Annotated in this window: 21 protein-coding genes; 6 read left to right on the forward strand and 15 right to left on the reverse strand. The window is 70.4% G+C overall.

Translation table 11 applies throughout. The features are described 5' to 3' along the window. Positions 1-58: 58 nt before the first annotated feature. The 6 genes from gcl to Q8X39_RS04495 all read right to left on the reverse strand — a co-directional run bounded on the left by gcl (position 59) and on the right by Q8X39_RS04495 (position 7,706). Positions 59-1,855, reverse strand: a complete 1,797-nt coding sequence (gene gcl, locus Q8X39_RS04470; RefSeq protein ID WP_305748432.1) for a glyoxylate carboligase — start codon at positions 1,853-1,855, stop codon at positions 59-61. A 238-nt stretch (positions 1,856-2,093) separates the two neighbouring features. Beyond that, positions 2,094-2,306 carry a 4-oxalocrotonate tautomerase gene (locus Q8X39_RS04475; protein WP_305748433.1) on the reverse strand — a complete coding sequence of 71 codons (213 nt, stop codon included), beginning with the start codon at positions 2,304-2,306 and terminating at the stop codon, positions 2,094-2,096. Between the two features lie 38 nt (positions 2,307-2,344). Then, positions 2,345-3,709, reverse strand: a complete 1,365-nt coding sequence (locus Q8X39_RS04480) for an 8-oxoguanine deaminase (protein WP_305748434.1) — start codon at positions 3,707-3,709, stop codon at positions 2,345-2,347. Between the two features lie 16 nt (positions 3,710-3,725). Continuing rightward, on the reverse strand, positions 3,726-5,207 hold the full coding sequence (locus Q8X39_RS04485) for a nucleobase:cation symporter-2 family protein (RefSeq protein ID WP_305748435.1): 1,482 nt from the start codon (positions 5,205-5,207) through the stop codon (positions 3,726-3,728). Positions 5,208-5,294: 87 nt separating this feature from the next. Beyond that, positions 5,295-6,500: a urate hydroxylase PuuD gene (locus Q8X39_RS04490; protein WP_305748436.1), complete on the reverse strand. Its 1,206-nt coding sequence runs from the start codon at positions 6,498-6,500 to the stop codon at positions 5,295-5,297. Positions 6,501-6,794: 294 nt separating this feature from the next. After that, positions 6,795-7,706: an AEC family transporter gene (locus Q8X39_RS04495; protein WP_305748437.1), complete on the reverse strand. Its 912-nt coding sequence runs from the start codon at positions 7,704-7,706 to the stop codon at positions 6,795-6,797. Positions 7,707-7,810: 104 nt separating this feature from the next. Here Q8X39_RS04495 and Q8X39_RS04500 point away from each other — a divergent pair, with 104 nt between their 5' ends. After that, positions 7,811-8,794 carry a tripartite tricarboxylate transporter substrate binding protein BugE gene (locus Q8X39_RS04500; protein ID WP_305748438.1) on the forward strand — a complete coding sequence of 328 codons (984 nt, stop codon included), beginning with the start codon at positions 7,811-7,813 and terminating at the stop codon, positions 8,792-8,794. A gap of 4 nt (positions 8,795-8,798) precedes the next feature. Then, the gene (gene xerD / locus Q8X39_RS04505; RefSeq protein ID WP_305748439.1) at positions 8,799-9,743 is read left to right on the forward strand and encodes a site-specific tyrosine recombinase XerD; all 945 of its coding nucleotides are present in this window, start codon (positions 8,799-8,801) and stop codon (positions 9,741-9,743) included. 133 nt (positions 9,744-9,876) lie between these two features. Here xerD and Q8X39_RS04510 read toward each other — a convergent pair whose 3' ends face one another. The 4 genes from Q8X39_RS04510 to Q8X39_RS04525 all read right to left on the reverse strand — a co-directional run bounded on the left by Q8X39_RS04510 (position 9,877) and on the right by Q8X39_RS04525 (position 13,372). Continuing rightward, the gene (locus Q8X39_RS04510) at positions 9,877-10,629 is read right to left on the reverse strand and encodes an amino acid ABC transporter permease (protein ID WP_305748440.1); all 753 of its coding nucleotides are present in this window, start codon (positions 10,627-10,629) and stop codon (positions 9,877-9,879) included. A 222-nt stretch (positions 10,630-10,851) separates the two neighbouring features. Further along, on the reverse strand, positions 10,852-11,703 hold the full coding sequence (locus Q8X39_RS04515) for a basic amino acid ABC transporter substrate-binding protein (RefSeq protein WP_305748441.1): 852 nt from the start codon (positions 11,701-11,703) through the stop codon (positions 10,852-10,854). Between the two features lie 105 nt (positions 11,704-11,808). Beyond that, complete coding sequence (gene hslO / locus Q8X39_RS04520; protein ID WP_305748442.1) at positions 11,809-12,837, reverse strand: Hsp33 family molecular chaperone HslO; 1,029 nt, start codon at positions 12,835-12,837, stop codon at positions 11,809-11,811. Positions 12,838-12,847: 10 nt separating this feature from the next. Beyond that, a complete protein-coding gene (locus tag Q8X39_RS04525) occupies positions 12,848-13,372 on the reverse strand; it encodes a gamma carbonic anhydrase family protein (protein ID WP_305748443.1) in 525 nt (174 codons plus the stop codon). A gap of 65 nt (positions 13,373-13,437) precedes the next feature. Here Q8X39_RS04525 and Q8X39_RS04530 point away from each other — a divergent pair, with 65 nt between their 5' ends. Next, complete coding sequence (locus Q8X39_RS04530; RefSeq protein ID WP_305748444.1) at positions 13,438-14,235, forward strand: ferritin-like domain-containing protein; 798 nt, start codon at positions 13,438-13,440, stop codon at positions 14,233-14,235. 20 nt (positions 14,236-14,255) lie between these two features. Here the strand turns inward: Q8X39_RS04530 and Q8X39_RS04535 are convergent, their stop codons facing one another. Continuing rightward, complete coding sequence (locus Q8X39_RS04535; RefSeq protein WP_305748445.1) at positions 14,256-14,858, reverse strand: MarC family protein; 603 nt, start codon at positions 14,856-14,858, stop codon at positions 14,256-14,258. A gap of 122 nt (positions 14,859-14,980) precedes the next feature. Between Q8X39_RS04535 and Q8X39_RS04540 the strand changes: the two genes are divergently transcribed. Next, positions 14,981-15,121, forward strand: a complete 141-nt coding sequence (locus Q8X39_RS04540; protein ID WP_305748446.1) for a hypothetical protein — start codon at positions 14,981-14,983, stop codon at positions 15,119-15,121. Positions 15,122-15,480: 359 nt separating this feature from the next. Here Q8X39_RS04540 and Q8X39_RS04545 read toward each other — a convergent pair whose 3' ends face one another. Together Q8X39_RS04545 and argH are read right to left on the reverse strand one after the other, a co-directional pair. Further along, a complete protein-coding gene (locus Q8X39_RS04545) occupies positions 15,481-15,951 on the reverse strand; it encodes a hypothetical protein (RefSeq protein WP_305748447.1) in 471 nt (156 codons plus the stop codon). Positions 15,952-15,971: 20 nt separating this feature from the next. Further along, positions 15,972-17,402 (reverse strand): argininosuccinate lyase, encoded by a 1,431-nt coding sequence (gene argH / locus Q8X39_RS04550; RefSeq protein WP_305748448.1) that lies wholly within the window; start codon positions 17,400-17,402, stop codon positions 15,972-15,974. A gap of 55 nt (positions 17,403-17,457) precedes the next feature. Between argH and Q8X39_RS04555 the strand changes: the two genes are divergently transcribed. Continuing rightward, a complete protein-coding gene (locus Q8X39_RS04555; RefSeq protein ID WP_305748449.1) occupies positions 17,458-18,732 on the forward strand; it encodes a sensor histidine kinase in 1,275 nt (424 codons plus the stop codon). Between the two features lie 10 nt (positions 18,733-18,742). After that, the gene (locus Q8X39_RS04560) at positions 18,743-19,597 is read left to right on the forward strand and encodes a LytR/AlgR family response regulator transcription factor (RefSeq protein ID WP_305748450.1); all 855 of its coding nucleotides are present in this window, start codon (positions 18,743-18,745) and stop codon (positions 19,595-19,597) included. Between the two features lie 46 nt (positions 19,598-19,643). Here Q8X39_RS04560 and Q8X39_RS04565 read toward each other — a convergent pair whose 3' ends face one another. Together Q8X39_RS04565 and Q8X39_RS04570 are read right to left on the reverse strand one after the other, a co-directional pair. Beyond that, positions 19,644-21,302: a right-handed parallel beta-helix repeat-containing protein gene (locus tag Q8X39_RS04565; protein ID WP_305748451.1), complete on the reverse strand. Its 1,659-nt coding sequence runs from the start codon at positions 21,300-21,302 to the stop codon at positions 19,644-19,646. 238 nt (positions 21,303-21,540) lie between these two features. Continuing rightward, positions 21,541-23,364, reverse strand: coding sequence for a hypothetical protein (locus tag Q8X39_RS04570; protein ID WP_305748452.1), 1,824 nt, complete (start codon positions 23,362-23,364; stop codon positions 21,541-21,543). Positions 23,365-23,399 lie beyond the last annotated feature (35 nt).

A 23,399-nucleotide genomic window follows, 5' to 3' on the forward strand; every position in this document is an offset into this window, starting at 1 on the left:
TGTTCGGGTGGGGTCGGGGGAATGTTCTGTCGGCGCCGGATTCTCTGGCCCGGCGCGTTCAGTCGAGCATCGACGCCGACACGGCGGTCGGCGCATCGGCGCGCTCGGCCGCCAGCGGCTCGAACTCGACGATGTGGTCGATCTCGGTGCCCATGGCGATGTTGGTGACGCGTTCGAGCAGCACCTCGATCACCACCGGCACGCGGTGTTCGGCCATCCACGCATCGGCCTGGGCGATCGCCGGCGCCAGTTCCTCCTGGCGGTGCACCCGGATCGCCTTGCAGCCCAGGCCCTCGACCACCTTGATGTGGTCGACGCCGTAGCCCATCGCCGGCTCGTCGGCGGGCGTGTTGATGTTGTCGAAGCCGAGCTGCACGCAGTAGTCCATGCTGAAGCCGCGCTGGCTCTGGCGGATCAGGCCGAGGTAGCTGTTGTTCACGACCATGTGGATGTAGGGCAGCTTGAACTGGGCGCCGACCGCCAGTTCCTCCAGCATGAACTGGAAGTCGTAGTCGCCCGACAGCGCGACGATGCGCCGTGTCGGGTCGGCCGCGCGCACGCCCAGCGCGGCCGGCACGGTCCAGCCCAGCGGACCGGCCTGGCCGCAGTTGATCCAGTGGCGCGGCTGGTAGACGTGCAGGAACTGCGCGCCGGCGATCTGGCTCAGGCCGATCGTGGACACGTAGGTGGTGTCGCGGCCGAAGGCGCGGTTCATGCACTGGTAGACCCGCTGCGGCTTCATCGGCACGGTGTCGAAATGGGTCTTGCGCAGGTACTCGACCGAGCCCTTGCGGGCCAGGCATTCGCTCGCCCAGCCGCGGCGATCGGGCAGCGTGCCGGCGGCGGCGCGTTCGCGGGCGACCTCGACGAACAGGGCCAGCGCGGCGCGGGCGTCCGAGACGATGCCGAAGTCCGGCGCGAAGACGCGGCCGATCTGGGTCGGCTCGATGTCGACGTGGATGAAGCGGCGACCCTTGCAGTAGACCTCCGGCGAGCCGGTGTGGCGGTTGGCCCAGCGGTTGCCGATGCCGATGACGAAGTCGCTCGCCAGCATCGTCGCGTTGCCGTAGCGGTGGCTGGTCTGCAGGCCGACCATGCCGGCCATCAGCGGGTGGTCGTCGGGGATGCTGCCCCAGCCCATCAGCGTCGGGATCACCGGGATGCCGGTCAGCTCGGCGAACTCGACCAGCAGCGCCGAGGCATCGGCGTTGATGATGCCGCCGCCGGCCACGATCAGCGGCCGCTCGGCGCTCGCCAGCAGGTCCAGCGCGCGCTCGACCTGCTTGCGCGTCGCTGCCGGCTTGTAGACCGGCAGCGGCTCGTAGGTCTCGATGTCGAACTCGATCTCGGCCTGCTGCACGTCGAAGGGCAGGTCGATCAGCACGGGGCCGGGTCGGCCCGAGCGCATCAGGTGGAAGGCCTGCTGGAAGGCCCTCGGCACCTGCGCCGGCTCCATCACCGTGGTCGCCCACTTGGTGACCGGCTTGGCGATGCTGGCGATGTCGATGGCCTGGAAGTCCTCCTTGTGCAGCCGGGCGCGCGGCGCCTGGCCGGTCACGCACAGGATGGGAATGGAGTCGGCGCTGGCCGAGTACAGCCCGGTGATCATGTCGGTGCCGGCCGGCCCGGAGGTGCCGATGCACACGCCGATGTTGCCGGCCCGGGCGCGGGTGTAGCCCTCGGCCATGTGCGAGGCGCCCTCGACGTGGCGGGCCAGGATGTGGCCGATCCCGCCGTGTTCACGCATCGCCGCGTACAGCGGATTGATCGCGGCCCCCGGCACCCCGAAGGCCTGCGTCACGCCTTCCTTCTCCATCACCAGCACGGCGGCCATCGCGGCCTTCATCTTCGCCATCGCGTTGCTCCAGTTGTGGTTGACACCGACTGGGACGGATGGTGGCGAAGACCCCGCCTGCACAGAAGCGCAGGCTGGGCATTCCGGCCATTCCGGGGAGGAATGGGGCGGGGCAGGAAAGGTGGGCTTCCGGCTGCCTCCGAATCGAACCACCGCTGCGGCGCGCGCACGCCCGGCGCACAAGGAAAAGCCCGCTGTGTGCGGGCTTTTCCTTGTGTCCAGGGGCCGGGCTTCCGGGTCAACCCGCCGAGGCCGGCGGTGCCGCCATCTTGTCCAGCCACAGCTCGCCGCCGGTGGCCCAGTCGTGGCGTTCGATGTCGAAGAACACGACGTCGACGCTCGATGCGTTGCCGCCGAGGGTGCGGACGGTGGCTTCGGTCAGGGCGGCGGCCAGGGCGCGCTTCTGCTCGACGGTGCGGCCGGTCATCAGTTCGACGCGGATGGTGGGCATGGGTCAGGACTCCTGAGGGTCGTGGTTGGGAGCCGGGATCATGCCTCGACCAGCGCGGTCGCGAGGCGGTTGTGGCGCTCGATCAGGCGCGGCAGGTCGACCGTGGCCAGCACGCCGTCACGCACCACCACGCGGCCGTGCACGATGCTGTGCTGCACGCGCGGCACGTGGCAGAAGAACAGCGCGGCCAGCGGGTCGTGGTGGGCACCGGCCAGGCCGATGGTGTCGAGCGGGAAGGTCACCAGGTCGGCGCTCATGCCCGGCGCCAGCGCGCCGATGTCGTCGCGGTTGAGCACCTGGGCGCCGCCGAGCGTGGCGATCTCCAGCACCTCGCGGGCGGTCATCGCGGTCGGTCCCTTGAGCGGGCCGTGCGAGACGCGTTGCAGCAGCAGCGCCAGGCGGGCCTCGTCGAGCATGTGGCCGCTGTCGTTGCTGGCCGAGCCGTCGACCGCGAGCGAGACCTTCACGCCGGCGTCGCGCATCGCCCGGATCGGCGCGGCGCCCGAGGCGAGCCGCATGTTCGAGCCCGGGCAGTGCGAGATGCCGGTGCCCGTGCGCGCGAACAGCGCGATGCCGGCCTCGTCGAGCTTGACGCAGTGGGCATGCCAGACGTCCGGGCCGACCCAGCCGAGCTGCTCGGCGTATTCGGCCGGCGTGCAGCCGAAGGTCTCGCGCGTGTAGGCGATGTCGTTGTCGTTCTCGGCCAGGTGGGTGTGCAGCGACACACCGTGCTGGCGCGCCAGCAGCGCCGCATCGCGCATCAGCTCGCGGCTGACCGAGAAGGGCGAGCAGGGTGCGACCACCACGCGCTGCATCGCGTGGCGGGCCGGGTCGTGCCAGCGCTCGATCACGCGCTGGGTGTCGGCGAGGATGTCGGCTTCGCGCTCGACCACCCGGTCCGGCGGCAGGCCACCCTGGCTCTGGCCGACGCTCATCGAACCGCGCGAGGCATGGAAGCGCATGCCGATCTCGCGCGCCGCCTCCAGCGTGTCGTCCAGCCGCACGCCGTTGGGGTAGATGTAGAGGTGGTCGGCGCTGGTGGTGCAGCCCGACAGCAGCAGCTCGGCCATGGCCGTCTGGGTCGACACGTGCGCGTGCTCGGGCGTCAGGCCCGCCCAGATCGGGTAGAGCGTGCGCAGCCACTGGAACAGCTCGCAGTCCTGCGCCGGGCGCACCACGCGCGTCAGCGACTGGTACATGTGGTGGTGCGTGTTGACCAGGCCGGGGATGACGACCTGGCCGCGCGCATCGATCACCTCGTCGGCCTGCGCGGGCAGCTGATCGCTCGGGCCGACCTGCTCGATCACGTGGTCGCGGATGAAGACGGCGCCGTCGGGTATCTCGCGGCGCTGCGCGTCCATCGTGACGAGCAGGGTGGCATGGCGGATCAGGAGCGTGGTCATGTGGGTTCCGTCGACGTCAGTGACCGCCTTCGGCCTGCATCGCGGCGATGCGGGCCTCGCGTTCGCCGGCCTCGGCCGAGCCGCCACCGTTGAAGAACAGGTTGAGCACGACCGCCGAGATCGTCGTCAGCAGGATGCCCGACTCCAGCAGCGGGTGCAGCCCGTGCGGCATGTGCTGCGTCCACGCTGGCGCGACCAGCGGGATCATGCCCGCACTGATCGACACCGCGACGATGTAGAGGTTGTTCTTGTTGGCCTTGTAGTCGACGCCCGCGAGGATGCGCACGCCGGTCGCCGCGACCATGCCGAACATCACCAGGCCGGCGCCGCCGAGCACGAACTGCGGCAGCGACTCGACCAGCGCGGCCATCTTCGGGATCAGGCCCAGCACGATCAGGATGATGCCGCCGGCGACGCAGACGAAGCGGCTGCGCACGCCGGTCACGCCGACCAGGCCGACGTTCTGCGAGAAGCTGGTGTACGGGAAGGTGTTGAAGATGCCGCCGATCAGCGTGCCCAGGCCGTCGGTGCGCAGGCCGGCGGCCAGGCTCTGCGAGGTCAGCTTGCGACCGGTCAGGTCGCTCAGCGCGAGGAACATGCCGGTCGACTCGATGAAGGTCACGATCATCACCAGCACCATCGTGGCGATCAGCACCGGGTCGAAGATCGGCATGCCGAAGGAGAAGGGCAGCACGAGGTCGAACCAGTGCGCGCTCGCGACCTTGCCGAAGGTCATCTTGCCGGCCAGCGTGGCGACCACGCCGCCGATCACGATGCCCAGCAGCACGGAGATGTTGGCGATGAAGCCACGGCCGTACTTGGCGATCAGCAGGATGCAGGCGAGCACGAACAGCGCGATGGCCATGTTGTCCAGCGCCGCGTAGTTCGGGTTCGGGATCATCGGCGCGGCGCCCACCGGCAGCGCGGTGCCGGCGGCCTTGGCGTTGGCCACCGCCTGGAGGTGCGCCGGGTCGGGGATCTTGGCCAGGAAGGCCGGTCCGCCCATGGCCCAGCCGATGCCCACGCGCATCAGGCTGATGCCGATGATCGCGATGATGGTGCCGGTCACCACCGGCGGGAAGAAGCGCAGCATGCGGCTGGCCAGCGGCGCGATCACCATGCCGATCACGCCCGCCGCGATGATGGCGCCGAAGATCGTGCGTGCGCCGTCCAGGCCCGGCATGGACTCGGCCATGGCCACCATCGGGCCGACGGCGGCGAAGGTCACGCCCATCATCACCGGCAGGCGGATGCCGAACCACTGCGTCACGCCCAGCGACTGGATCAGCGTGACGATGCCGCAGCAGAACAGGTCGGCCGAGATCAGCAGCGCGACCTGCTCGGGGCTGAGCTTGAGCGCACGCCCGACGATCAGCGGCACCGCGATGGCGCCGGCATACATCACCAGCACGTGCTGGAAGCCCAGCGCGACCAGGCGCGGCGTGGGCAGCTTCTCGTCGACCGGGTGCACGCCCGTGTCCTTCGTGGTGTCGGTCATCTTCGTGTCTCCTCGTGCCCGTCAAGGCGGGTCATCTGTGGATCGTCGGTGGGACTGCGGGGGGTGGGCGTGAGGCGGTGCGACCGGTCAGGGCGCCGGTGCGCCGGCCTCGAACCAGCGCTGGATGAGCGCCCGTTCGTCGTCGGTGATCTGGGTGGCGTTGTTCATCGGCATGAGCTTGAGCACGACCGCCTGCTGGTACACGGCCTGCGCATGCTGCTTGACGAGATCGGGCGTGTGCAGCGCGATGCCCTTGTTCTGGAGCTGTTCGTTGTGGCACATCACGCAGCGTTGCTGCATCACCGGGGCGATCAGGTCATAGCTCACCGGCTGAGCCTGCGCGGCCTTCTGGGCGGCGGTCTGCGGCGCGGGTGCCAGCCAGATCACCAGGCCCAGCAGCACCAGCACGCCGGCACCGGCCTGTTCCCAGGGCACGCGCTTGCCCAGCACCAGGGCCTTGTGGCGGGCCACGAAGCTGTGGCGGATCAGTGCGCCGGCCAGCATCAGGAGCACCAGCACCAGCCAGTTGTGCGTGCCCTGGTAGAGCCAGCCGTAGTGGTTGGACAGCATCGCGATCAGCACCGGCAGCGTGAAGTAGGTGTTGTGCACGCTGCGCTGCTTGGCACGCTGGCCGTGGATCGGGTCGACCGGCTGGCCGGCCTTCATCTGCGCGATCACGGTGCGCTGGCCGGGGATGATCCAGAAGAACACGTTGGCGCTCATGGCCGTGGCGATCATCGCGCCCATCAGCAGGAAGGCCGCCCGGCCGGCGAACAGCTGGCAGGCCAGCCAGCTCGCCGCGACGATGAACACGGTCACGCCCAGGCCGACCAGCAGGTCGCCGTTCTTCTTGCGGCCGAGGCTGCGGCAGATCAGGTCGTAGACGATCCAGAACGCCGCCAGGAAGCCCAGCGCCGCGCCGATGGCCAGGCCCGGCGACCAGTCGTGCACGCGCTTGTCGACCAGGAAGGTGCCGGCATTGAACAGGTAGAGCACCGTGAACAGCCCGAAGCCGCTCAGCCAGGTGCTGTAGCTTTCCCAGAAGAACCAGTGCAGGTTCTGCGGCAGCGACTTCGGCGCGACGAGGTACTTCTGCGGGTTGTAGAAGCCACCGCCGTGGACCGCCCACAGCTCGCCGTCGACGCCCTTGCCGACCAGGTCCGGCGCGGTCGGCCGGGTCAGGCTGTTGTCGAGAAAGACGAAGTAGAACGACGAGCCGATCCAGGCGATAGCCGTGATGACGTGGACCCAGCGCAGCAGCAGGTTGGCCCAGTCGAGAAGGTAGGTTTCCATCGCGTCCTCACGCTGTGCGTCCCCCTGAACCGATCAGGGGCACGCGGATGTGGGTGGGAAGGCGCCGCGCACGAGGCTGGGCACCTTCCCCTCACCACAGCGGGCTCTGTGAGGAGCGAACGTCGCGACCGGGGCATCGGGGCGGTCCGGCTGGACTGCGTCGATGGCCGGGCTCCGCGGCGACATGGTGAAAAGTGTATACACATCCGTGCACGATGCAAGATCCGGATCGACCCTGATCCGTGGCCTGCGCGGCGATGGGCGGACGGCGACCGGCGTCGCGGCCTGCCGGCTTCAGGTGCCTTGCAGCGCCGCGAACGCGACCATCGCCAGCGGCACGCTGAACATGCCCAGCAGGGTCGATGCGGTGACCAGGCCCGCCACGTACGGGCCGTCGCCGCCCATCCGGGCGGCCAGCACGTAGCAGCTCGAAGCCGTGGGCAGCGCGGCGTAGGCGAGCAGGATCTGTGCCTGTCCTGGCGGCAAGGCCAGCAGCAGGCCCAGGCCCAGGCCAGCGGCCGGCAGCACCAGGTGGCGGATCGCCAGCAGCGCGGCGGCCAGGCCGGGCGCCTTCTGCAGGCCGCCGAACTGCAGGCCCGCGCCGACCGCCATCAGGCCCAGCGGCAAGGCGGCCGCGCCGATGCGCGTGAGCGTGGTCTGCACCGGACCGGGCAGCACCAGACCGGCCTGGTTGGCGACCAGGCCGGTCACGGTGGCGATGATCAGCGGGTTGCGCAGGACCTCGCGCAGCGTGTCGTGGCCGCCATGCCGGGCCAGCGACCAGACCGCGCCAAGGTTGCACAGCGGCACGCCCAGCGCGATCAGCAGCGCGACCCAGGCGACGCCTTGCGCGCCGCCGAGCCGTTCGGCCAGCGCCAGCGCGACATAGGAATTGAAGCGGAAGGCGACCTGCGCGCCCGAGGCCAGCCGCATCTCGTCGATGCCCGGCCAGCGCCGCATCAGCACGGTCAACGCGAAGCCGATGCCGAAGACCGCCACGCCGCCGAAGGCCAGGTTGAGCGTCTCGCCCGGCGCCAGCGGGCTGCGCACGATGGACACGAACAGCAGCACCGGGAACAGCAGCCAGTAGACCAGCCGTTCGGCCGCGTTCCAGACGCTGCGGTCCAGCGCGGTATGGCGGCAGACCAGGAAGCCCAGCACGATGAGCAGGAAGTCGGGCAGCAGCAGCAGGGCGTGGGTCAGCATGGGCGGAAGCTTAGCGGCGGCTCGTGGTTTGCCCTTGTGCGCAGGAACCACAATGCGCGGCGATGCTTGCAGGTTGCAGCATCGGCCATCGCCGGGAGAACCCCATGCACACCACTCGTCGCTCCATCCTTCGCCACGGCCTGCTGGCCGCCGGTCTCGCGGCCTCGCCGCTGCTCGTGCAGGCCCAGGCCTGGCCGGCCCGGCCGGTCCGCCTGATCGTGCCGTTCGCGCCTGGCGGCACCACCGACATCATTGCCCGCACGCTGGCCGAGAAGCTCGGCCCGGCGCTGGGCCAGACGGTGGTGGTCGAGAACAAGGCCGGCGGCGGCGGCATCATCGGCGCCGACCTGGTCGCCAAGGCCGCGCCGGACGGCTACACGCTGGCGATCGCCACGGTCTCGACCACGGCGGCCAACCCGGCCATCAACCCGCGCACGCCCTACAACCCGCTCACCGACTTCACGCCCATCATCAACGTGGCGGCCACGCCCAACGTGATCGCGGTGCATCCGACCTTCATCGCGCGGGACTACAAGACCTTCGTGCAGGTGCTCAAGAAGAGCCCCGGCCGCTACAGCTACTCCAGCTCGGGCACCGGCGGCATCGGCCATCTGCAGATGGAGCTGTACAAGAGCCTGGCCGGCGTCTTCGTGACCCACATCCCCTACCGCGGCGCCGGGCCGGCGCTCAACGACACGGTGGCCGGCCAGGTGCCGATGATCTTCGACAACCTGCCCTCGGCCCTGCCCTTCATCAAGGACGGCCGGCTGGTGCCCATCGTCGTGGCCGCACCGCAGCGGCTGGCCCAGCTGCCTGATGTGCCGACCTTCAAGGAGATCGGCCTGGAGCCGGTCAACCGCATGGCCTTCTACGGCATCCACGGTCCCAAGGGCATGAGCAAGGACGTGGTCGACAAGATCCACGCGGCCGTCAAGCAGGTGGCCGAGGACCCGGCCGTGCGCCAGCGCATCGAGGCCACCGGCTCGGTGCTGGTGCTCAACACGCCCGAGCAGTTCGCGGCCCAGATCAAGGCCGAGTTCGAGGTCTACAAGAAGGTCGTCGACCAGCAGAAGCTCAAGCTCGATTGAACCGATGGCGGCGAGCTTGAAGCGGGCGGCGGCCCCGGTCGCCGCGGCGGTGCGTGCCGACGATCAGGCGGTGATCGACCGCTTCCTCGACGCACTCTGGCTCGAGGACGGCCTGTCGCGCAACACCCTGGCCGCCTATCGCCGCGACCTGCAGGGCCTGGCCTCGGGCCTGCAGGCGCAGGACGGCCGGCCGCTGCTGCTCGGTGCGCGCGAGCTGGACCTGATGGGCGTGATGGCCGCTCGCCATGCCCAGACCCGCGCCACCACCGCCAACCGCCGCCTGACGGTCTACCGGCGCTTCTACCGCTGGGCGCTGCGCGAGTCGCTCTGCAGCGCCGACCCGACCCTCAAGCTGACGGCGGCGCGCCAGCCGCAGCGCCTGCCGCGCAGCCTGTCAGAAGGCCAGGTGGAGGCCTTGCTGGCCGCGCCCGAGGTCGACACCCCGCTGGGCCTGCGCGACCGCGCGATGTTCGAGCTGATGTACGGCGCCGGCCTGCGCGTGAGCGAGCTGGTGGGCGTGCGCCTGCTGCTGATCAACCTCGACGACCAGGTGCTGAAGGTGCTGGGCAAGGGCAGCAAGGAACGCCTCGTGCCCTTCGGCGAGGAGGCCCGCCACTGGCTGGTCCGCTACCTCGCCGAATCGCGCCCGGCGCTGCTGCAGGGCCGCCTGTGCGACGACCTGTTCGTGACCGTGCGCGGTGCCGGCATGACCCGCCAGATGGCCTGGAACCTCGTCAAGAAGCACGCCCGCACGGCCGGCATCACCGCGCCGCTGTCGCCCCACACGCTGCGCCATGCCTTCGCCACCCACCTGCTCAACCACGGCGCCGACCTGCGCGCCGTCCAGCTGCTGCTGGGCCATGCGGACATCTCGACGACCCAGATCTACACGCATGTGGCGCGTGAACGCCTGAAGGTGCTCCACGCCAAACATCACCCCAGAGGATGACTGGGCGCCCTGATTCGCGTCGTTGCGCGACCGGGGATCAACGCGCGCCCGGGCCGAGCGCCGGGCCGCCCCAAGCTGGCCCGGACCCCCTTGGGGGGTGGTCGCGCGTACACGCGTGACCGGGGGCCGACATTCACCGCCCGCGCAGATGCGCCGGGGCCTCCAGCCGCTTCGCGAAGGCCGACAGGGCCAGGGTCAGGATCAGGTAGATCAGCGAGATCGCCAGGTAGGGCTCCCAGTAGCGGGAGTAGGCACCGGCCACGGTGCGGGCGGCCAGGGCCAGCTCGGCCAGGCCGATGGCCGAGACCAGCGACGAGTCCTTGATCAGCGTGACGCCCTCGTTGACCAGCGCCGGCACCATGCGGCGGAAGGCCTGCGGCAGGATCACGAAGCGCATCGCCTGCGCATGCGTCAGGCCGAGGCTGTAGCCGGCCTGGGTCTGGCCGCGGTGGATGCTCTGGATGCCGGCGCGGAAGATCTCGCTGATGTAGGCGCCCGCGTTCAGGCTCAGCGCCAGGCAGCCCGAGAAGAAGGCACCGTGCTCCTGACGGAAGGTGCGGGCCGCCTCACCGGCCAGCAGCAGGCCGTGGTCCGGGTGGATCAGCGCGGGCATCAGCGCGAAGTGGACCAGCAGGATCTGCACGAACAGCGGCGTGCCGCGGAAGAAGGTGACGTAGCCGACGGTCAGTCCGCGCAGCAGCCGCATGCCCCAGCGCGCGGCCACGCCGCGCGGCGGCGGTGCGTCGCCCGAGCTGCTGACCAGGCCGAACACGACACCGAGTGCCAGGCCGGCACCGATCGCCACCAGCGTGAGCTTGATGGTCATCAGCACGCCTTCGACGAACAACGGGCCATAGCCGGCCAGGATTTCCCAACGCAGATCCACTTGCAGTCTCCAGTTCGAGTGCGCCTGGCGCCACCTGGGCGCGGTGCGGCGCACCTTGATCGGGCGCCAGTTTAGGCGGGCACACCTGCTGCAAAAGCCGGGCCGACCCGGGTAGACGCTGCCGGCGCGGACATGAAAAAGGCGGACCCGAAGGTCCGCCTGCTGGCTTCGTTCACGTGGACGGCTGGCGACCGGCTGGCGGCCCCAGGCGTCCGTCGGGACTTACTTCGAGGCCGCTGCGGCCGCCGCAGCCGGAGCCGCGCCGAAGTAGGTCGCGAAGATCTTGTCGTAGCTGCCGTCGGCCTTGATGTCGGCCAGGCCCTTGTTGATCTTCTCGAGCAGCTCGGTGTTGCCCTTCTTCACGGCGATGCCGTACTGCTCGGGCGCGAAGCTGGTCTTGTCGGCGACGGTCTTGAACTTGTCGGCCGGGTTGTTGGCGACGTAGTGGATGACCACGCCGTTGTCGGCCACGACGGCGTCGACGCCGCCCGACTGCAGTTCCTTGAGCGCCAGCGGGGTCGACTCGAAGCGCTTGACGTTGGTGCTGGTCTTGCCCAGCAGCTTGGTCACGACCTCGTCGCCGGTGGTGCCGGTCTGCACGCCGACCTTGAGCTTCTTCAGGTCACCGAACTTGGCGACCTTGGAGGTCTCCTTGACGGCGATCAGCTGCTCGGCGTCGAAGTAGGGCGCGCTGAAGTCCATCGTCTGCTTGCGCTCGTCGGTGATCGTGATCGACGAGATCAGCGCATCACGGTCGCCTTGCTGCAGGCTGTTGAAGATGCCTTCCCACGGCGTGTTGACGAACTTGATCTCGAAGCCGCCCTTGGCCGCCACGGCGGTCAGGATGTCCATCGAGAAGCCGACGATCTCGCCCTTCTCGTTCTGCGACTCGAAGGGCGCGTAGGCCGCGTCGGTGCCGATCACGTAGACCTTGGCCGGCGGCGGGGGCGGCGGTGCCGAGGCGGCGGCGGCGGCCGGTGCGGCCTCTTCCTTCTTGCCGCAGGCGACGAGCACCAGGGCAGCGGCGGCGAAGCCGGCGGTCTTCAGGAAACGACGGGTGGTCCAGCGAGTCATGGGTGTCCTTGGATGGATGGGATCAAGGTTGCCGGGGCGTACACGACGCGGCCGGCGACTGGATCGGGAAGTGTATCGGCCTGTTCCGAACGGCCTGGTCGGCGCTCACTGCACCGTGCCGGTCCCGCCGGCCTGCGACACGACCGGGCTGAACAGCGCGGCCGCGTCGATCGGGTCGAAGGTGTACTGGATGCCGCAGAACTCGCAGCCGACCTCGACGTGGCCACGCTCGGCCAGCACGCTCTCGACCTCGTCGCGGCCCAGGCCGTTGAGCATGCGCGCGACCCGCTCGCGCGAGCAGGTGCAGGCAAAGCGCGGATGCTGCGGCTCGAAGCGGCGCAGGTCCTCTTCCCAGAACAGACGGCGAAGGATGGTGTCGACGTCCAGCGTCAGCAGCTCCTCGCGCTTGAGCGTGGCCGCCAGCATCGCGATGCGGTTGTAGTGCTCGTTCAGGCCAATCTCCTCCTCGTTGCTGCGCCCGCCGCTGGCGGTGCCGCCTTCGAGGTTCTTCTCGCCCTGCACCGGCAGGCGCTGGATCAGCAGCCCGGCGGCGACGCGGTCGTCGGCGGCCAGCACCAGGCGGGTGTCGAGCTGCTCGGACTGCAGCATGTAGTGCTCCAGCACCTCCGACAGCTGCTGCAGCGGCTCGCGCTGGTCACCGTGCAGCGGCACCACGCCCTGGTACGGCGTCTGGCCGGGCTTGCGGTCCTTCGGGTCCAGCGTGATGGCGCAGCGGCCCTGGCCGTTGACGTTGAGCAGCGCCTCCACGCCGGCACCCTCGGCGACCTCGCCGATGACCGTCGCGGTGGCGCGCAGGCCCAGCTCGGGCTGGACCTCGGCGACCGCCATGCGCACCGGGCCGTCGCCCTGCATCTGCAGGATCAGCGCACCGTTGAACTTGATGTTGGCCTGCATCAGCGTGGCCGCCACGCTCATCTCGCCGAGCAGCCGGCGCACCGGCTCGGGGTAGCCGCCGGCAGCCTCGCGGCGCGCCAGCATCTCGGTCCAGGCGCCGGTCAGGCGCACCAGGATGCCGCGCACCGGCAGGCCCTCGAACAGGAACTTGTGCAGCTCGCCGCCGTCGACCGGCTCGGTCTCCAGCGTGACGTGTTCTGGGTGATTCGCTCGTGCCATGTCGGGGCCCTCAGCCGATGTTCTTGAGTTGCGTCGCGTAGCGCTGCGCGTTGGCGACGTAGTTGGCGGCGCTGCGCGCCAGGCCGGCCCGTTGCTCGGGCGTCAGCTCGCGTACCACCCGGGCCGGGCTGCCGACGATCAGGCTGCCGTCCGGAAAGGTCTTGCCCTCGGTCACCAGCGCGCCTGCGCCAACGATGCAGTCGCGCCCGATCACCGCGCCGTTGAGCACCACCGCGCCGATGCCGATCAGGCTGCCGTCGCCGATGGTGCAGCCGTGCAGCATGACCTGGTGGCCGACGGTCACGCCCTCGCCGATGGTCAGCGGCTTGCCCTCGTCGGTGTGCAGCACGCTGTTGTCCTGGATGTTGCTGTGCCGGCCGATGCGGATCGGCTCGTTGTCGCCACGCACGACCGCGCCGAACCAGACGCTGCTGCCCTCGGCCATCTCGACCCGGCCGATCACCGTGGCGTTCGGGGCGACGAAGGCGTCGGGAGCGATCTGCGGCGTGACGTCGCCGAGCTGGTAGAGGGGCATGGGGGGTTCCTGTTCGGGCCTCGCGCACGCCGGGTGGCGTCGGGCCAAAAGGCAAAATTGTAGGGATGACGCTGAGACAGCTGGCCCTGGAGGCCTTGGTGATGCCCGATCCTGCGGCCAAGGTGCGCGCGGTGCACGCGCTCTGGCAGGCCGCCGAGGGGCTGCCGCTGGACGTCGACGCCGTGCTCGCCGAACCGGCCGGCCTGCCCGGTCGTCCGAACCGCCCGCGGCTGGTCGCGCCCAAGGACGTGCCGACCCGCTCGCCCCACACCCCCGAGGGCCGCGCCGCGCTGCTGCACGCGATCGCGCACATCGAGTTCAACGCGATCAACCTGGCGCTGGATGCCGTCTGGCGCTTCCCCGGCCTGCCGCGGGCCTACTACCTCGACTGGCTGCGGGTGGCCGACGAGGAGGCCACCCACCACATGCTGCTGGCCGGGCACCTGGCCACGCTGGGCCATGCCTACGGCGACTTCCCCGGCCATGACGGCCTGTGGACGATGACCTGGCGCACCCGCGACGACTTCATCGCCCGCATGGCGCTGGTGCCGCGCACGCTGGAGGCGCGCGGCCTGGACGCGACGCCGCCGATCCAGGCCAAGCTGCGGCGGGCCGGCGACCTGCGCGCGGTGGCGATCCTCGACGTCATCCTGCGCGACGAGGTCGGCCACGTCGCCATCGGCAACCGCTGGTACCGCTGGGCCTGCGAACGCGCCGGCGAGGACCCGCTGACGCTCTACCCGACGCTGGTCGCGCGGCACCGGGCGCCGCCGCTGCGACCGCCGCTGAACCGCGAGGCCCGCTTGCGCGCGGGCTTCAGCGAGGCCGAGCTGGCCTGGCTCGAATCGCCTGACGGGCTCTGAACGGCTCGGCTCTGATCGGCTCAGAGCGGTTGCAGGAAGTAGCGCTTGAGGCCGGCCAGGATCATCTCGACGGCGACGGCGGTCAGCACCAGGCCCATCAGCTTCTCGATCGCCGACACCATCGACGCGCCGAGCCACACCCGGATCTTCTCGGCCAGCAGCAGCACCGTCGCGCAGATCACCATCGCGGCGGTCAGCGCACCGGCCCAGTCCAGCAGCCGCTCGGGCTGACGCGAGGCCAGCAGCAGCACCGTGGCCATCGCCGAAGGCCCGGCCAGCAGCGGCACCGCGAGCGGGAAGATGAAGGGCTCGCGCCCCGTGTCGTCGCTGCCGTAGATCTCCGAGCCACCCTTGAAGATCATGCGGATGGCAATGATGATGAGGATCACCCCGCCGGCCACTTCAAGCGAGCGCTCCGACAGGCGCATCAGCGTCAGGAAGTGCTGCCCGCCGACCATGAACAGCGCCAGCACCGCGAACGCGATGCATGCCTCCCGCAGGGCCACCCGCGTGCGCCGCTCCGGCGTCACGCCGCGCAGCACCGAGATGAAGATGGGGATGCTGCCGAGCGGGTCCAGCACGAGCAGCAGGAGGACGAGGGCGGAGGTGAAGCTGTGGTCCATGGGGCGGGATTGTGGCGGAGGGCTGCGCCGCGGCGCGGGCCGAACGGAGGGTATGCGGGCGCGAGAACCACATGAATCGGTCACTTGCCAGGTGCAAATTCGCATCGATAGACTCGTCCGCCATGCTCACCGACAACATCCTGAACGTGCTTGGATTGGTGTTTGTCGCCTACTGCGTCGGCTTGTTCGTCATCTTCTCGATTGGCTATCTTTCCCTCGGCCGCGTGGAATCAGACGACGAACTCGAAGAGCCGGACGACTGACACGAGTCATTCGGGCCCATCTCCGCTGACGCAGGGCAGCCGGCACAGCCGGTCGGATGACCGTGTTGGAACGGTCGATCCCCGCTCACGCGGGGCAGCCTCGCTCAAGGACACCCACCCTGCGGGCGAACCGTCCCGGCTGCCTTTGACCCTGTCCATGCGCTTGCTCCCAACCCGTGCAGGGGGCATCGCATCCGTGCCGGTTCATGGACTGAACCTGTCGTGTCGGACCTGCTCCCCTGGAAGGTCGCAGGCTAGGCAGCTTGCGCGGTGCTGCCAGCTACTTGAAACAGTAGTTTTTGCGTTCTCGAAACGCTTCGGATCGTGAGCGGCGGGGGTCGACCTCAGGCCGATGCACGTCAGGCATGGCGGCCCGCCCTCAATGTCTCGAACAGCCTCGCCTCACACGCCCCATCCCCGCACCGCCCGCAGGCATGTCGCCAGACAGGCCGCTGCCCGCGATCCCCGTGTTCATCGAGGCTCCGGGCCGCGCGCCGTGCCCGCCAAGTGGCGCCAGCCGCATCGGCATGGCCCGCCGCAGGCCCTGACAGCACCGCGTGTTCGACGCCCGCGCGGAACATCGCCGAGCGCAGCGCCGAGTCCGCTGGCGTGGCGCGGCCGTCGAGCGGGCCGTCGATGGGGCCGATCAGCACGAAGAAGACGCCCGCCGGCCAGTCCGGCGCATGGCCGGCGAGGATCGCCTGCGCGAGCGGGGATGCGTCAAGAACGTCGTGTTGGTCGGCTTTCCCGTCGATCAGCGCCTGTCGCAGTCGCGCACAGGCCGCCGGATCGGGGCCGATGACCGCGAGGCGCTCGGCGGCGGCGGTCATCGGTGCATCGCGAGGGGGGCTCAGGCCAGGCGGGCCTGGTGGCGCGCGATCTGGGCGCGCACCTGGGCCGGGGCGGTGCCGCCCAGCGTGTTGCGGGCGTTGAGCGAGCCGGACAGCGTCAGGGCCTCGGCGACGTCGGCCTCGATGCGGGCATCGAAGCCCTGCAGCGTGGACAGCGGCAGTTCCGACAGGTCCTGGCCCAGGCCGATCGCGGTCTTGACCGCGTGGGCGACGACCTCGTGCGCGTCGCGGAAGGGCAGGCCCTTCTTGACGAGGTAGTCGGCCAGGTCGGTGGCCGTTGCGTAGCCGCGCAGCGCGGCCCGCTCCATCGCGTCGCGCCGGACCTGCAGGCCGGCGCTGCGCGTGCCGTCGGCGGCCACTTCGCCGCCGATCATCTCGGCCATGATGCGCAGCGTGTCCTTGACCGTGTCGACCGTGTCGAACAGCGGTTCCTTGTCTTCCTGGTTGTCCTTGTTGTAGGCCAGCGGCTGGCCCTTCATCAAGGTGATCAGGCCCATCAGGTGACCGACCACGCGACCGCTCTTGCCGCGTGCCAGCTCGGCCACGTCGGGGTTGCGCTTCTGCGGCATGATCGATGAGCCGGTGCAGTAGCGGTCCGACAGGTTGATGAAGCCGAAGTTCTGGCTCATCCAGATCACGATCTCCTCGGCCAGGCGCGAGACATGCACCATCACCAGCGTGGCGAAGCCGCTGAACTCGATGGCGAAGTCGCGGTCGCTGACCGCATCCAGGCTGTTCTGGCAGACGCCCTCGAAGCCCAGCGTGCGGGCCACGCGCTCGCGGTCCAGCGGGTAGCTGGTGCCGGCCAGCGCGGCCGATCCGAGCGGCAGCCGGTTGACGCGGCGACGCAGGTCGGCGAGCCGCTCGGCATCGCGCGCGAACATCTCGACATAGGCCAGCAGGTGGTGGGCGAAGCTCACCGGCTGAGCCACCTGCAGGTGCGTGAAGCCCGGCAGGATGGCGTCGACGTTCTCGCTCGCCACATGCACCAGCGCACGCTGCATGTCGACCAGCAGCAGGGCGATGGCGTCGATCTCGCCGCGCAGCCACAGGCGCACGTCGGTGGCGACCTGGTCGTTGCGGCTGCGGCCGGTGTGCAGGCGCTTGCCGGCGTCGCCGACCAGCTGGGTCAGGCGGGCCTCGATGTTGAGGTGGACGTCCTCCAGTTCGAGCTTCCAGTCGAAGCTGCCGGACTCGATCTCGGCGCGGACCTGCACCATGCCGCGCTGGATGTCGGCCAGGTCCTGCGCGCCGATGATCCCTTGCGCGGCCAGCATGTCGGCATGCGCGAGGCTGCCGTCGATGTCGGCCTGCCAGAGCCGCTTGTCGAAGAAGACGCTGGCGGTGTAGCGCTTGACCAGCTCGCTCATCGGCTCGGAGAACAGGGCCGACCAGGCCTGGGACTTGGTGTCGAGTTGGTGGGTGCTCATGGCGCGTTGGCGATGCTTTTGGGGAGAATGTCGAGATTGTAGGGAGCCCCTTCCGATGTCCGACCGCCCCGTGTCCCGTCCGGCCGACGTGCCGCCGCCGCGCCCTTCGGCGCCGGCCCGCGACGATGCCGACATGGGCCCGACCACCTGGCTGGACGACCTGCTGCTGCAGAACGGCGACGTCACCTCGCCGGCCGGCTTGACCGGCGTGGCGACCGGCCACGGCCGGCTCGACGAGCCGCCGCGACCCGGCGACCCGGCGCTGCGCACCCCGCCCGCTGACGCCTTGCCCATCCCTCGCCCACCCGCGGGCCAGGCCGAGGCTTCCGCCTTCGACGTCTGCCAGGCCGGCGTGGTGCTGCGCGCGCTGCTGGCGGTGCATGGCGTGCTGGTGCTCGGGCTGGCCCATGTCGCGGTCGACCCGGCCGACTGGCTGGCCCGCAGCGCGCTGGTGGTGGCCATGGCGCTGCCCGCCACGCTGATGTGGCTGGCGCTGGTCTGCGCCCTGCGCGCGCGCTGGGAACGCCTGCCGCTGGCCGGCCAGTGGGCGGCGATGTGCGGCCTGGGCGCGCTGTGCGCGGCGCTGCCGTGGGGCCTGATCGTGCAGCTGGGGCTGGTCGCGCCGTCCGGCCTGGGCGTGCTGGCGCCGCTGGCAACCGGTGCGGCGCTGGCCGCCACGCTGTTCCAGGGCCTGCAGCTGCGCGCCCGGCTGCGTCTGCCGGCGAGCACGGTGGCGCGGCTGGCGGAGCTGCAGTCGCGCATCCGGCCGCATTTCCTGTTCAACGCGCTGAACAGCGCGGTCGCGCTGGTGCGGGTCGATCCGGCCAAGGCCGAGGACGTGCTGGAGGACCTCTCCGAGCTGTTCCGTGCCGCGCTCGTTGGCTCGGGTGACCAGGCCACGCTGGGCGAGGAGGTCGAGCTGGCGCGGCGCTACCTGGCGATCGAGCAGGTGCGCTTCGGCAAGCGGCTGCAGGTGATCTGGCAGCTCGACGCGGCGACCGACACGGCGCGCGTGCCGACGCTGCTGCTGCAACCGCTGGTCGAGAACGCCGTCAAGCACGGCATCGAGCCGGCGGCCGAGGGCGGCGTGGTGCACGTGCGCACGCAGGCCCACAAGGGCCAGGCGCTGATCAGCGTGACCAACACGCTGCCGCGCGCGGCTGAGACCCGCGCGGCCGCCGGCATGCGTGCCAGGGGCCAGGGCATGGCGCTGCGCAACGTGCGCGAGCGGCTGATGCTGCTGCACGACCTGACCATGCGTTTCGAGGCCGGCGTGATCGCCGCCGACCGCTACCGCGTGCGCATCGCGGTGCCCTTGAACGACCGCTGAGACACGCGCGATGGCCGATCACGACGGGGATCCCTCGACACGGCCGGCTGCGCTCGGTGCGCCGCTGCGGGTCGCCATCGTCGACGACGAGCCGCTCGCGCGGCTGCGCCTGCGCACGCTGCTGGGCGACTGCCTGGCCCCGCCGGCGCAGGTCGTCGCCGAGCTGGGCAGTGCCTCGGCCGCGCTGGAATGGCTGGCCCTGCACCGCTGCGACCTGCTGCTGCTGGACATCCACATGCCGGGGCTGGATGGCCTGCAGCTGGCCGCGCGGCTGCGTCACCAGGCCCATCCGCCGTCGGTGGTGTTCGTGACCGCGCATGTCGAGCATGCGCTGCAGGCCTTCGAGGTCCAGGCGCTGGACTACCTGACCAAGCCGGTGCGCCGGGCCCGCCTGCAGGAGGCGCTGGCCCGCGTCGCGCGCGGCTGGAGCGACACCCATCCGCAGGCGCTCCCGACCGCCGCGACGCTGCCTGCGCCGCTGGACGGGCCGTCGCCCGACGAGCCGATGCTGTGGATCGCCGACCGCGGCACGCGCCAGCGCCTGGCGATGTCGGAGGTGCTGGTGCTCAAGGCCGAGCAGAAGTACGTGACGGTGCGCACGGCCACGCGCACGCTGGTGCTCGATGAGTCGCTGGCCGAGCTGGAGCTTCGGCTCGGCCCGCGCTTCGTGCGCATCCACCGCAACGCCATCGTCGCGCTGCGGGCGGTGCGCTCGCTGCAGCGCCGGCCGGGCTCGATGGGCGAGGCGGCCGAGCAGGGCGAGGGCTGGGCGGTCTGCGTCGACCCGGACGGCGAATGGCTGGCGGTCTCTCGCCGCCAGCTCAGCGCGGTGCGCGAGGCGCTGGTGGGGGAAGGGCTGGGCTGAGGGGCCGGGCGGATCGGCCGGGCGGATGCACCGGGCCGAGAGGACCTCAGCGTTCCAGCGCGCCCATGTCCAGGGCCGCGCCGTTGCGGGTCCGCGCCGAGACCCGGCCATTGACCGAGATCTGGTAGACCGGCGTGATGCCCGCGGCGGCACCCACGCCCGCTTGCGCGGCATCGACCGGCACGCTGCCGGCCAGCGGCACCAGCGTGGCTGGATCGAGCGGCGAGGTGGTCCCGCTGCGCAGGTTGGCCGTGCCGTTCAGGGCGCCGGGCACGGCGTGATCGGCGTCGGAGTCCTGCCAGCCGGTCGAGATCCAGTTCTGGCCGAGTTCGACGATGCCGCCGGGGGTCCAGGCGCTGCCGTTCAGGTCGGTGGATTGCCGCACGTTGCGCTGCGAGAGGCTGACGCTGTCGCGCATGACGAAGACGTTGTTCCAGACCTGGGCGGTCTCTTCGGTGGTCGCGAGCTGGAACAGCCGGGCGCTGCCCCCGCCGATCACCAGCGTGTTGTGGAAGAAGTAGAGCGTGCCCTTGCGGAAGTTGGGCTCGCCCCAGCTCCCGCCCGGCGCCGAGCCGTAGTGGTCACCGCCGTAGTGGATGACGCTGCCGGTGTCCCCGCTCTTGACGATGACGTTGCCATAGACATGGCTGAGGCGGTAGGCCGGGTCGCGGGTCGCGGTGCGGGGAAAGTCCTCGGCCTCGACCAGGTCGATGGCATGGGCGCCGGCCTCGATCAGGTTGTAGCGCACCACCGTGCCGGAGGAGCGGTCCTTGATCGAGTTGCCACCGGCCCCGCTGCGCAGCGCGCGGTAGCGGTTGAACTCGATGACGATGCCCTGGCTGGCGGTGTAGGTCGTGTGCATCCGGTCGCTGCCGCCGATGCCCATGCCGGAGAAGTCGTTGCCCGCGATCCGGATGTCCTGGGTCACGGTGAAGTCGTTCTGGTCGATGCTGTCGTCGTTGGACTTGGTGAAGACCGCCATCTGGCTGTCGGTGATCTCGTTGTCCGCCAGGGTGATGTGGTGGCCGCGTTCGACCCAGATCGCGGCGCCGAAGTCGAGGTAGTTCCGGACATTGCCACCGGAGTCGACGAAGGCGTAGTCCGGATGCGCTCGGGTCAGGTGCAGGCCGTCGATCTGGATGTGGCTGGGCAGGCCGGTGTAGGCGCGTGCATCGTGCTTGATGACGATGATCGAGCGGCCTTCGTGGATGTCGCGATCGGCTGGCGTGTTGGCATAGAGCGGTGCCAGCGCGCGCCGCGCCACGGCGCCGTGGCCGTCGATGGTGGGCCGTTCATCCAGGCTGTTGCGCACGCCGCAGATCCGCACCGGGGCCTGCGCGGTGCCCTGGGCGGAGATCATGAACTTGCCCTTGTAGGGTGTCGGGCGCGGCAGGATGCGGACCGTGTCGCCGGCCTTCAGGCTTTCCCATGGCACCTGGTCCAGCTCGGTGTAGCGCTGGCCCGGCCCGACGGCATGGTCGACCGCGCCGGCGATGCCCGAAGGCTGGCACGCCGCCAGCGCCAGGGCGGCCTGCGGCGCAGCGGACGATGCCGGCGCGGGTGCGCCGCGGTCCTGCAGGCCGGGGCCACCCGATCCGGAGCCGCTGCCACAGGCGCTGGCCAGCGTCGTGGCCAGGATGGCGCCTGCCAGCCGGGCCAACCGGGCCATCCGGGCAAGGAGGCGCCCGGCGCGGTCATCGGACATGCGGGACGGCGAGGTGCAGGAAGTCAGCATCAGGATGGGTCGGAGTCGGGCCTGCAAGCATGTCCCTGCCCGGTGGCGAGGCCAAGTCAGCCGCATGGCCTGGCCGGCGTCATCCGTGCATCCGTCACTGCCGGGCCGTTGACTCCTCACGGAAGCGGCCGGAGATGAAAAAGACCCGGTGCCATGGTGGACACCGGGTCTCGGATCGGCCCCGTGCGGGCCGATGTCTTCGGGCCGATCAGCGTTCGACCGCGCCCAGGTCGATCGCCGCGCCGTTGACGTTGCGCACCACCGGCAGCCGGTTCGCATCGAGCTGGCGGTTGACCGGATGGGCGCTGGCGGCGGCCAGGCTGGCCACGCCGGTGTCGACAGCGGCCGAGCCGGTCAGCGGTGCGTAGCTGCTGGCGTCGTAGGGCGCACCGGTGCCGACCATCAGGTTGGCGGTGCCGGTCACGCTGCCCCGCAGCGTCACGCCGGCCTTGTTGGCCAGCCAGCCGCTGCGGATCCAGTTGATGCCCAGGTTCAGGTTGCCGTCCTTGACCCAGCTGGTGCCGACGCCGTCGTTCTCGGCTTCACGCAGCACCACCGCGGCGTCACCGTTGAACACGTTGTTCCAGGCCTGGACCGTCTCGTCGGTCGTCGAGATGCGGAACAGCTTGACCGAGCCGGTGGCGTAGGTGGTGTTGTTGAAGAAGTAGAGCGTGCCCTTGCGGAAGTTGCCCTCACCCCAGTTCGCACCCGGCGTGGAGCCGAAGTGGTCACCACCGTAGTGGACGAAGGCGCGCGCGCCGGTGCCCTGCTTGAGGATGTTGCCGTACACGAAGGTGCTGCGGTAGGCCGGGTCGGAGGTCGCGTAGAGGTAGAAGTCCTCGGCTTCGACCAGGTCCAGGCTGTGCGCGCCGCCCTCGAAGTAGTTGTAGCGGATCACGCTGCCGACCGAGCGGTCCTTGTGCTGGTTGCCGGTCGCGCCGGTGCGCATCGTCAGGTAGCGGTTGTATTCGAGGGTCAGTCCCACGCTCTGCAGGTAGGTGGTGTGCTCGAACCAGTCGTTGGCGATGCCGCTGTTGCTGAAGGTGTTGCCGGCCACGCGCAGGTTGCGGGTGCGGGCGAACTCGCCTTCGTCGCTCGACTTGCTGAAGATCGCCATCTGGCAGTCGCTGATCTCGTTGTCGGCCAGGGTCACGTTGTGGCCGCGCTCGACCCAGACGCAGGCCCCGAACATCGCGTAGTTCTTCGTCGCGCCGCTGGCATCGGTGAAGGTGTAGCTCGGGTGGGCCGAGCGGATCGCCAGGCCGTCGATCTGCACGTGCTGCGGATAGGCCTGGTAGGCCTGCGTGGCCAGCTGCTTGATGACGATGATCGAGCGGTTCTGGTGGATGTCGCTGACGCTGGCGCTGCTGCCGTAGGCCGAGGCGAGCTGGGTTCGGCTGACGGCGCCGTTGCCGTCGATGACGGGCCGTTCGTTGTTCGGGCCGCGCACGCCGCACACCCGCACCGGCGCGCTGGCCGTGCCCTGCGCGGCGATCAGGAACTTGCCCTTGTAGGGCGTCGCGCTGTAGAAGATCCGCACGGTGTCGCCGGCCTTCAGGCTTTCCCAGGGCACCTGGTGCAGGGCGGTGTAGGTCTTGCCGGCACCGACCTGGTAGTCGGTCGCGCCGGCCACGCCGGAAGGCAGGCAGGCACTCAGGCCCAGCACGGCCGGGGCGGCGCCGCCGGTGGAAGGGGCAGGGACCGGTGCAGGCGCGGGAGACGGTGCGGGTGCCGGTGCGGGGGCCGGGGCCGGAACGGGCGCAGGGGCCGGGGCGGGCGCTGGGGCAGGTGCCGGCGCAGGTGCGGGTGCGGGGGCCGGTGCCGGCGTGGGAGCCGGGGACCAGTTGCGACGGCGGCGCAGCGCCTCGGCGTCGGTCGCGGCGGCCGTGTCGGCGGCGACGGTCGTGTCGGTGCTGGCGTCGCCGCCGCCACCGCAGGCGGCCAGGCTGCTGAGCAGGATCCAGCCCATCATCAGGGCCAGGGGACGGGCGTGCCGGGGGGTGTTCTCGGGGGTGTGCTCGGGGGTGTACATCGGTGATCCCTTCGTCGTGGCGGTCCTGGTGGGGG

The organism is Leptothrix discophora (genome assembly GCF_030705305.1).
In the GTDB taxonomy this organism is placed as follows: domain Bacteria; phylum Pseudomonadota; class Gammaproteobacteria; order Burkholderiales; family Burkholderiaceae_C; genus Sphaerotilus; species Sphaerotilus discophorus.

Bases quoted from the DNA above. Each gene is read 5' to 3' on its own strand.
- gcl (WP_305748432.1), bottom strand. From the start codon at position 1,855: ATGGCGAAGATGAAGGCCGCGATGGCCGCCGTGCTGGTGATGGAGAAG.
- Q8X39_RS04475 (WP_305748433.1), bottom strand. From the start codon at position 2,306: ATGCCCACCATCCGCGTCGAACTGATGACCGGCCGCACCGTCGAGCAG.
- Q8X39_RS04480 (WP_305748434.1), bottom strand. From the start codon at position 3,709: ATGACCACGCTCCTGATCCGCCATGCCACCCTGCTCGTCACGATGGAC.
- Q8X39_RS04485 (WP_305748435.1), bottom strand. From the start codon at position 5,207: ATGACCGACACCACGAAGGACACGGGCGTGCACCCGGTCGACGAGAAG.
- Q8X39_RS04490 (WP_305748436.1), bottom strand. From the start codon at position 6,500: ATGGAAACCTACCTTCTCGACTGGGCCAACCTGCTGCTGCGCTGGGTC.
- Q8X39_RS04495 (WP_305748437.1), bottom strand. From the start codon at position 7,706: ATGCTGACCCACGCCCTGCTGCTGCTGCCCGACTTCCTGCTCATCGTG.
- Q8X39_RS04500 (WP_305748438.1), top strand. From the start codon at position 7,811: ATGCACACCACTCGTCGCTCCATCCTTCGCCACGGCCTGCTGGCCGCC.
- xerD (WP_305748439.1), top strand. From the start codon at position 8,799: ATGGCGGCGAGCTTGAAGCGGGCGGCGGCCCCGGTCGCCGCGGCGGTG.
- Q8X39_RS04515 (WP_305748441.1), bottom strand. From the start codon at position 11,703: ATGACTCGCTGGACCACCCGTCGTTTCCTGAAGACCGCCGGCTTCGCC.
- hslO (WP_305748442.1), bottom strand. From the start codon at position 12,837: ATGGCACGAGCGAATCACCCAGAACACGTCACGCTGGAGACCGAGCCG.
- Q8X39_RS04525 (WP_305748443.1), bottom strand. From the start codon at position 13,372: ATGCCCCTCTACCAGCTCGGCGACGTCACGCCGCAGATCGCTCCCGAC.
- Q8X39_RS04530 (WP_305748444.1), top strand. From the start codon at position 13,438: ATGACGCTGAGACAGCTGGCCCTGGAGGCCTTGGTGATGCCCGATCCT.
- Q8X39_RS04535 (WP_305748445.1), bottom strand. From the start codon at position 14,858: ATGGACCACAGCTTCACCTCCGCCCTCGTCCTCCTGCTGCTCGTGCTG.
- Q8X39_RS04540 (WP_305748446.1), top strand. From the start codon at position 14,981: ATGCTCACCGACAACATCCTGAACGTGCTTGGATTGGTGTTTGTCGCC.
- Q8X39_RS04545 (WP_305748447.1), bottom strand. From the start codon at position 15,951: ATGACCGCCGCCGCCGAGCGCCTCGCGGTCATCGGCCCCGATCCGGCG.
- argH (WP_305748448.1), bottom strand. From the start codon at position 17,402: ATGAGCACCCACCAACTCGACACCAAGTCCCAGGCCTGGTCGGCCCTG.
- Q8X39_RS04555 (WP_305748449.1), top strand. From the start codon at position 17,458: ATGTCCGACCGCCCCGTGTCCCGTCCGGCCGACGTGCCGCCGCCGCGC.
- Q8X39_RS04560 (WP_305748450.1), top strand. From the start codon at position 18,743: ATGGCCGATCACGACGGGGATCCCTCGACACGGCCGGCTGCGCTCGGT.
- Q8X39_RS04565 (WP_305748451.1), bottom strand. From the start codon at position 21,302: ATGTCCGATGACCGCGCCGGGCGCCTCCTTGCCCGGATGGCCCGGTTG.
- Q8X39_RS04570 (WP_305748452.1), bottom strand. From the start codon at position 23,364: ATGTACACCCCCGAGCACACCCCCGAGAACACCCCCCGGCACGCCCGT.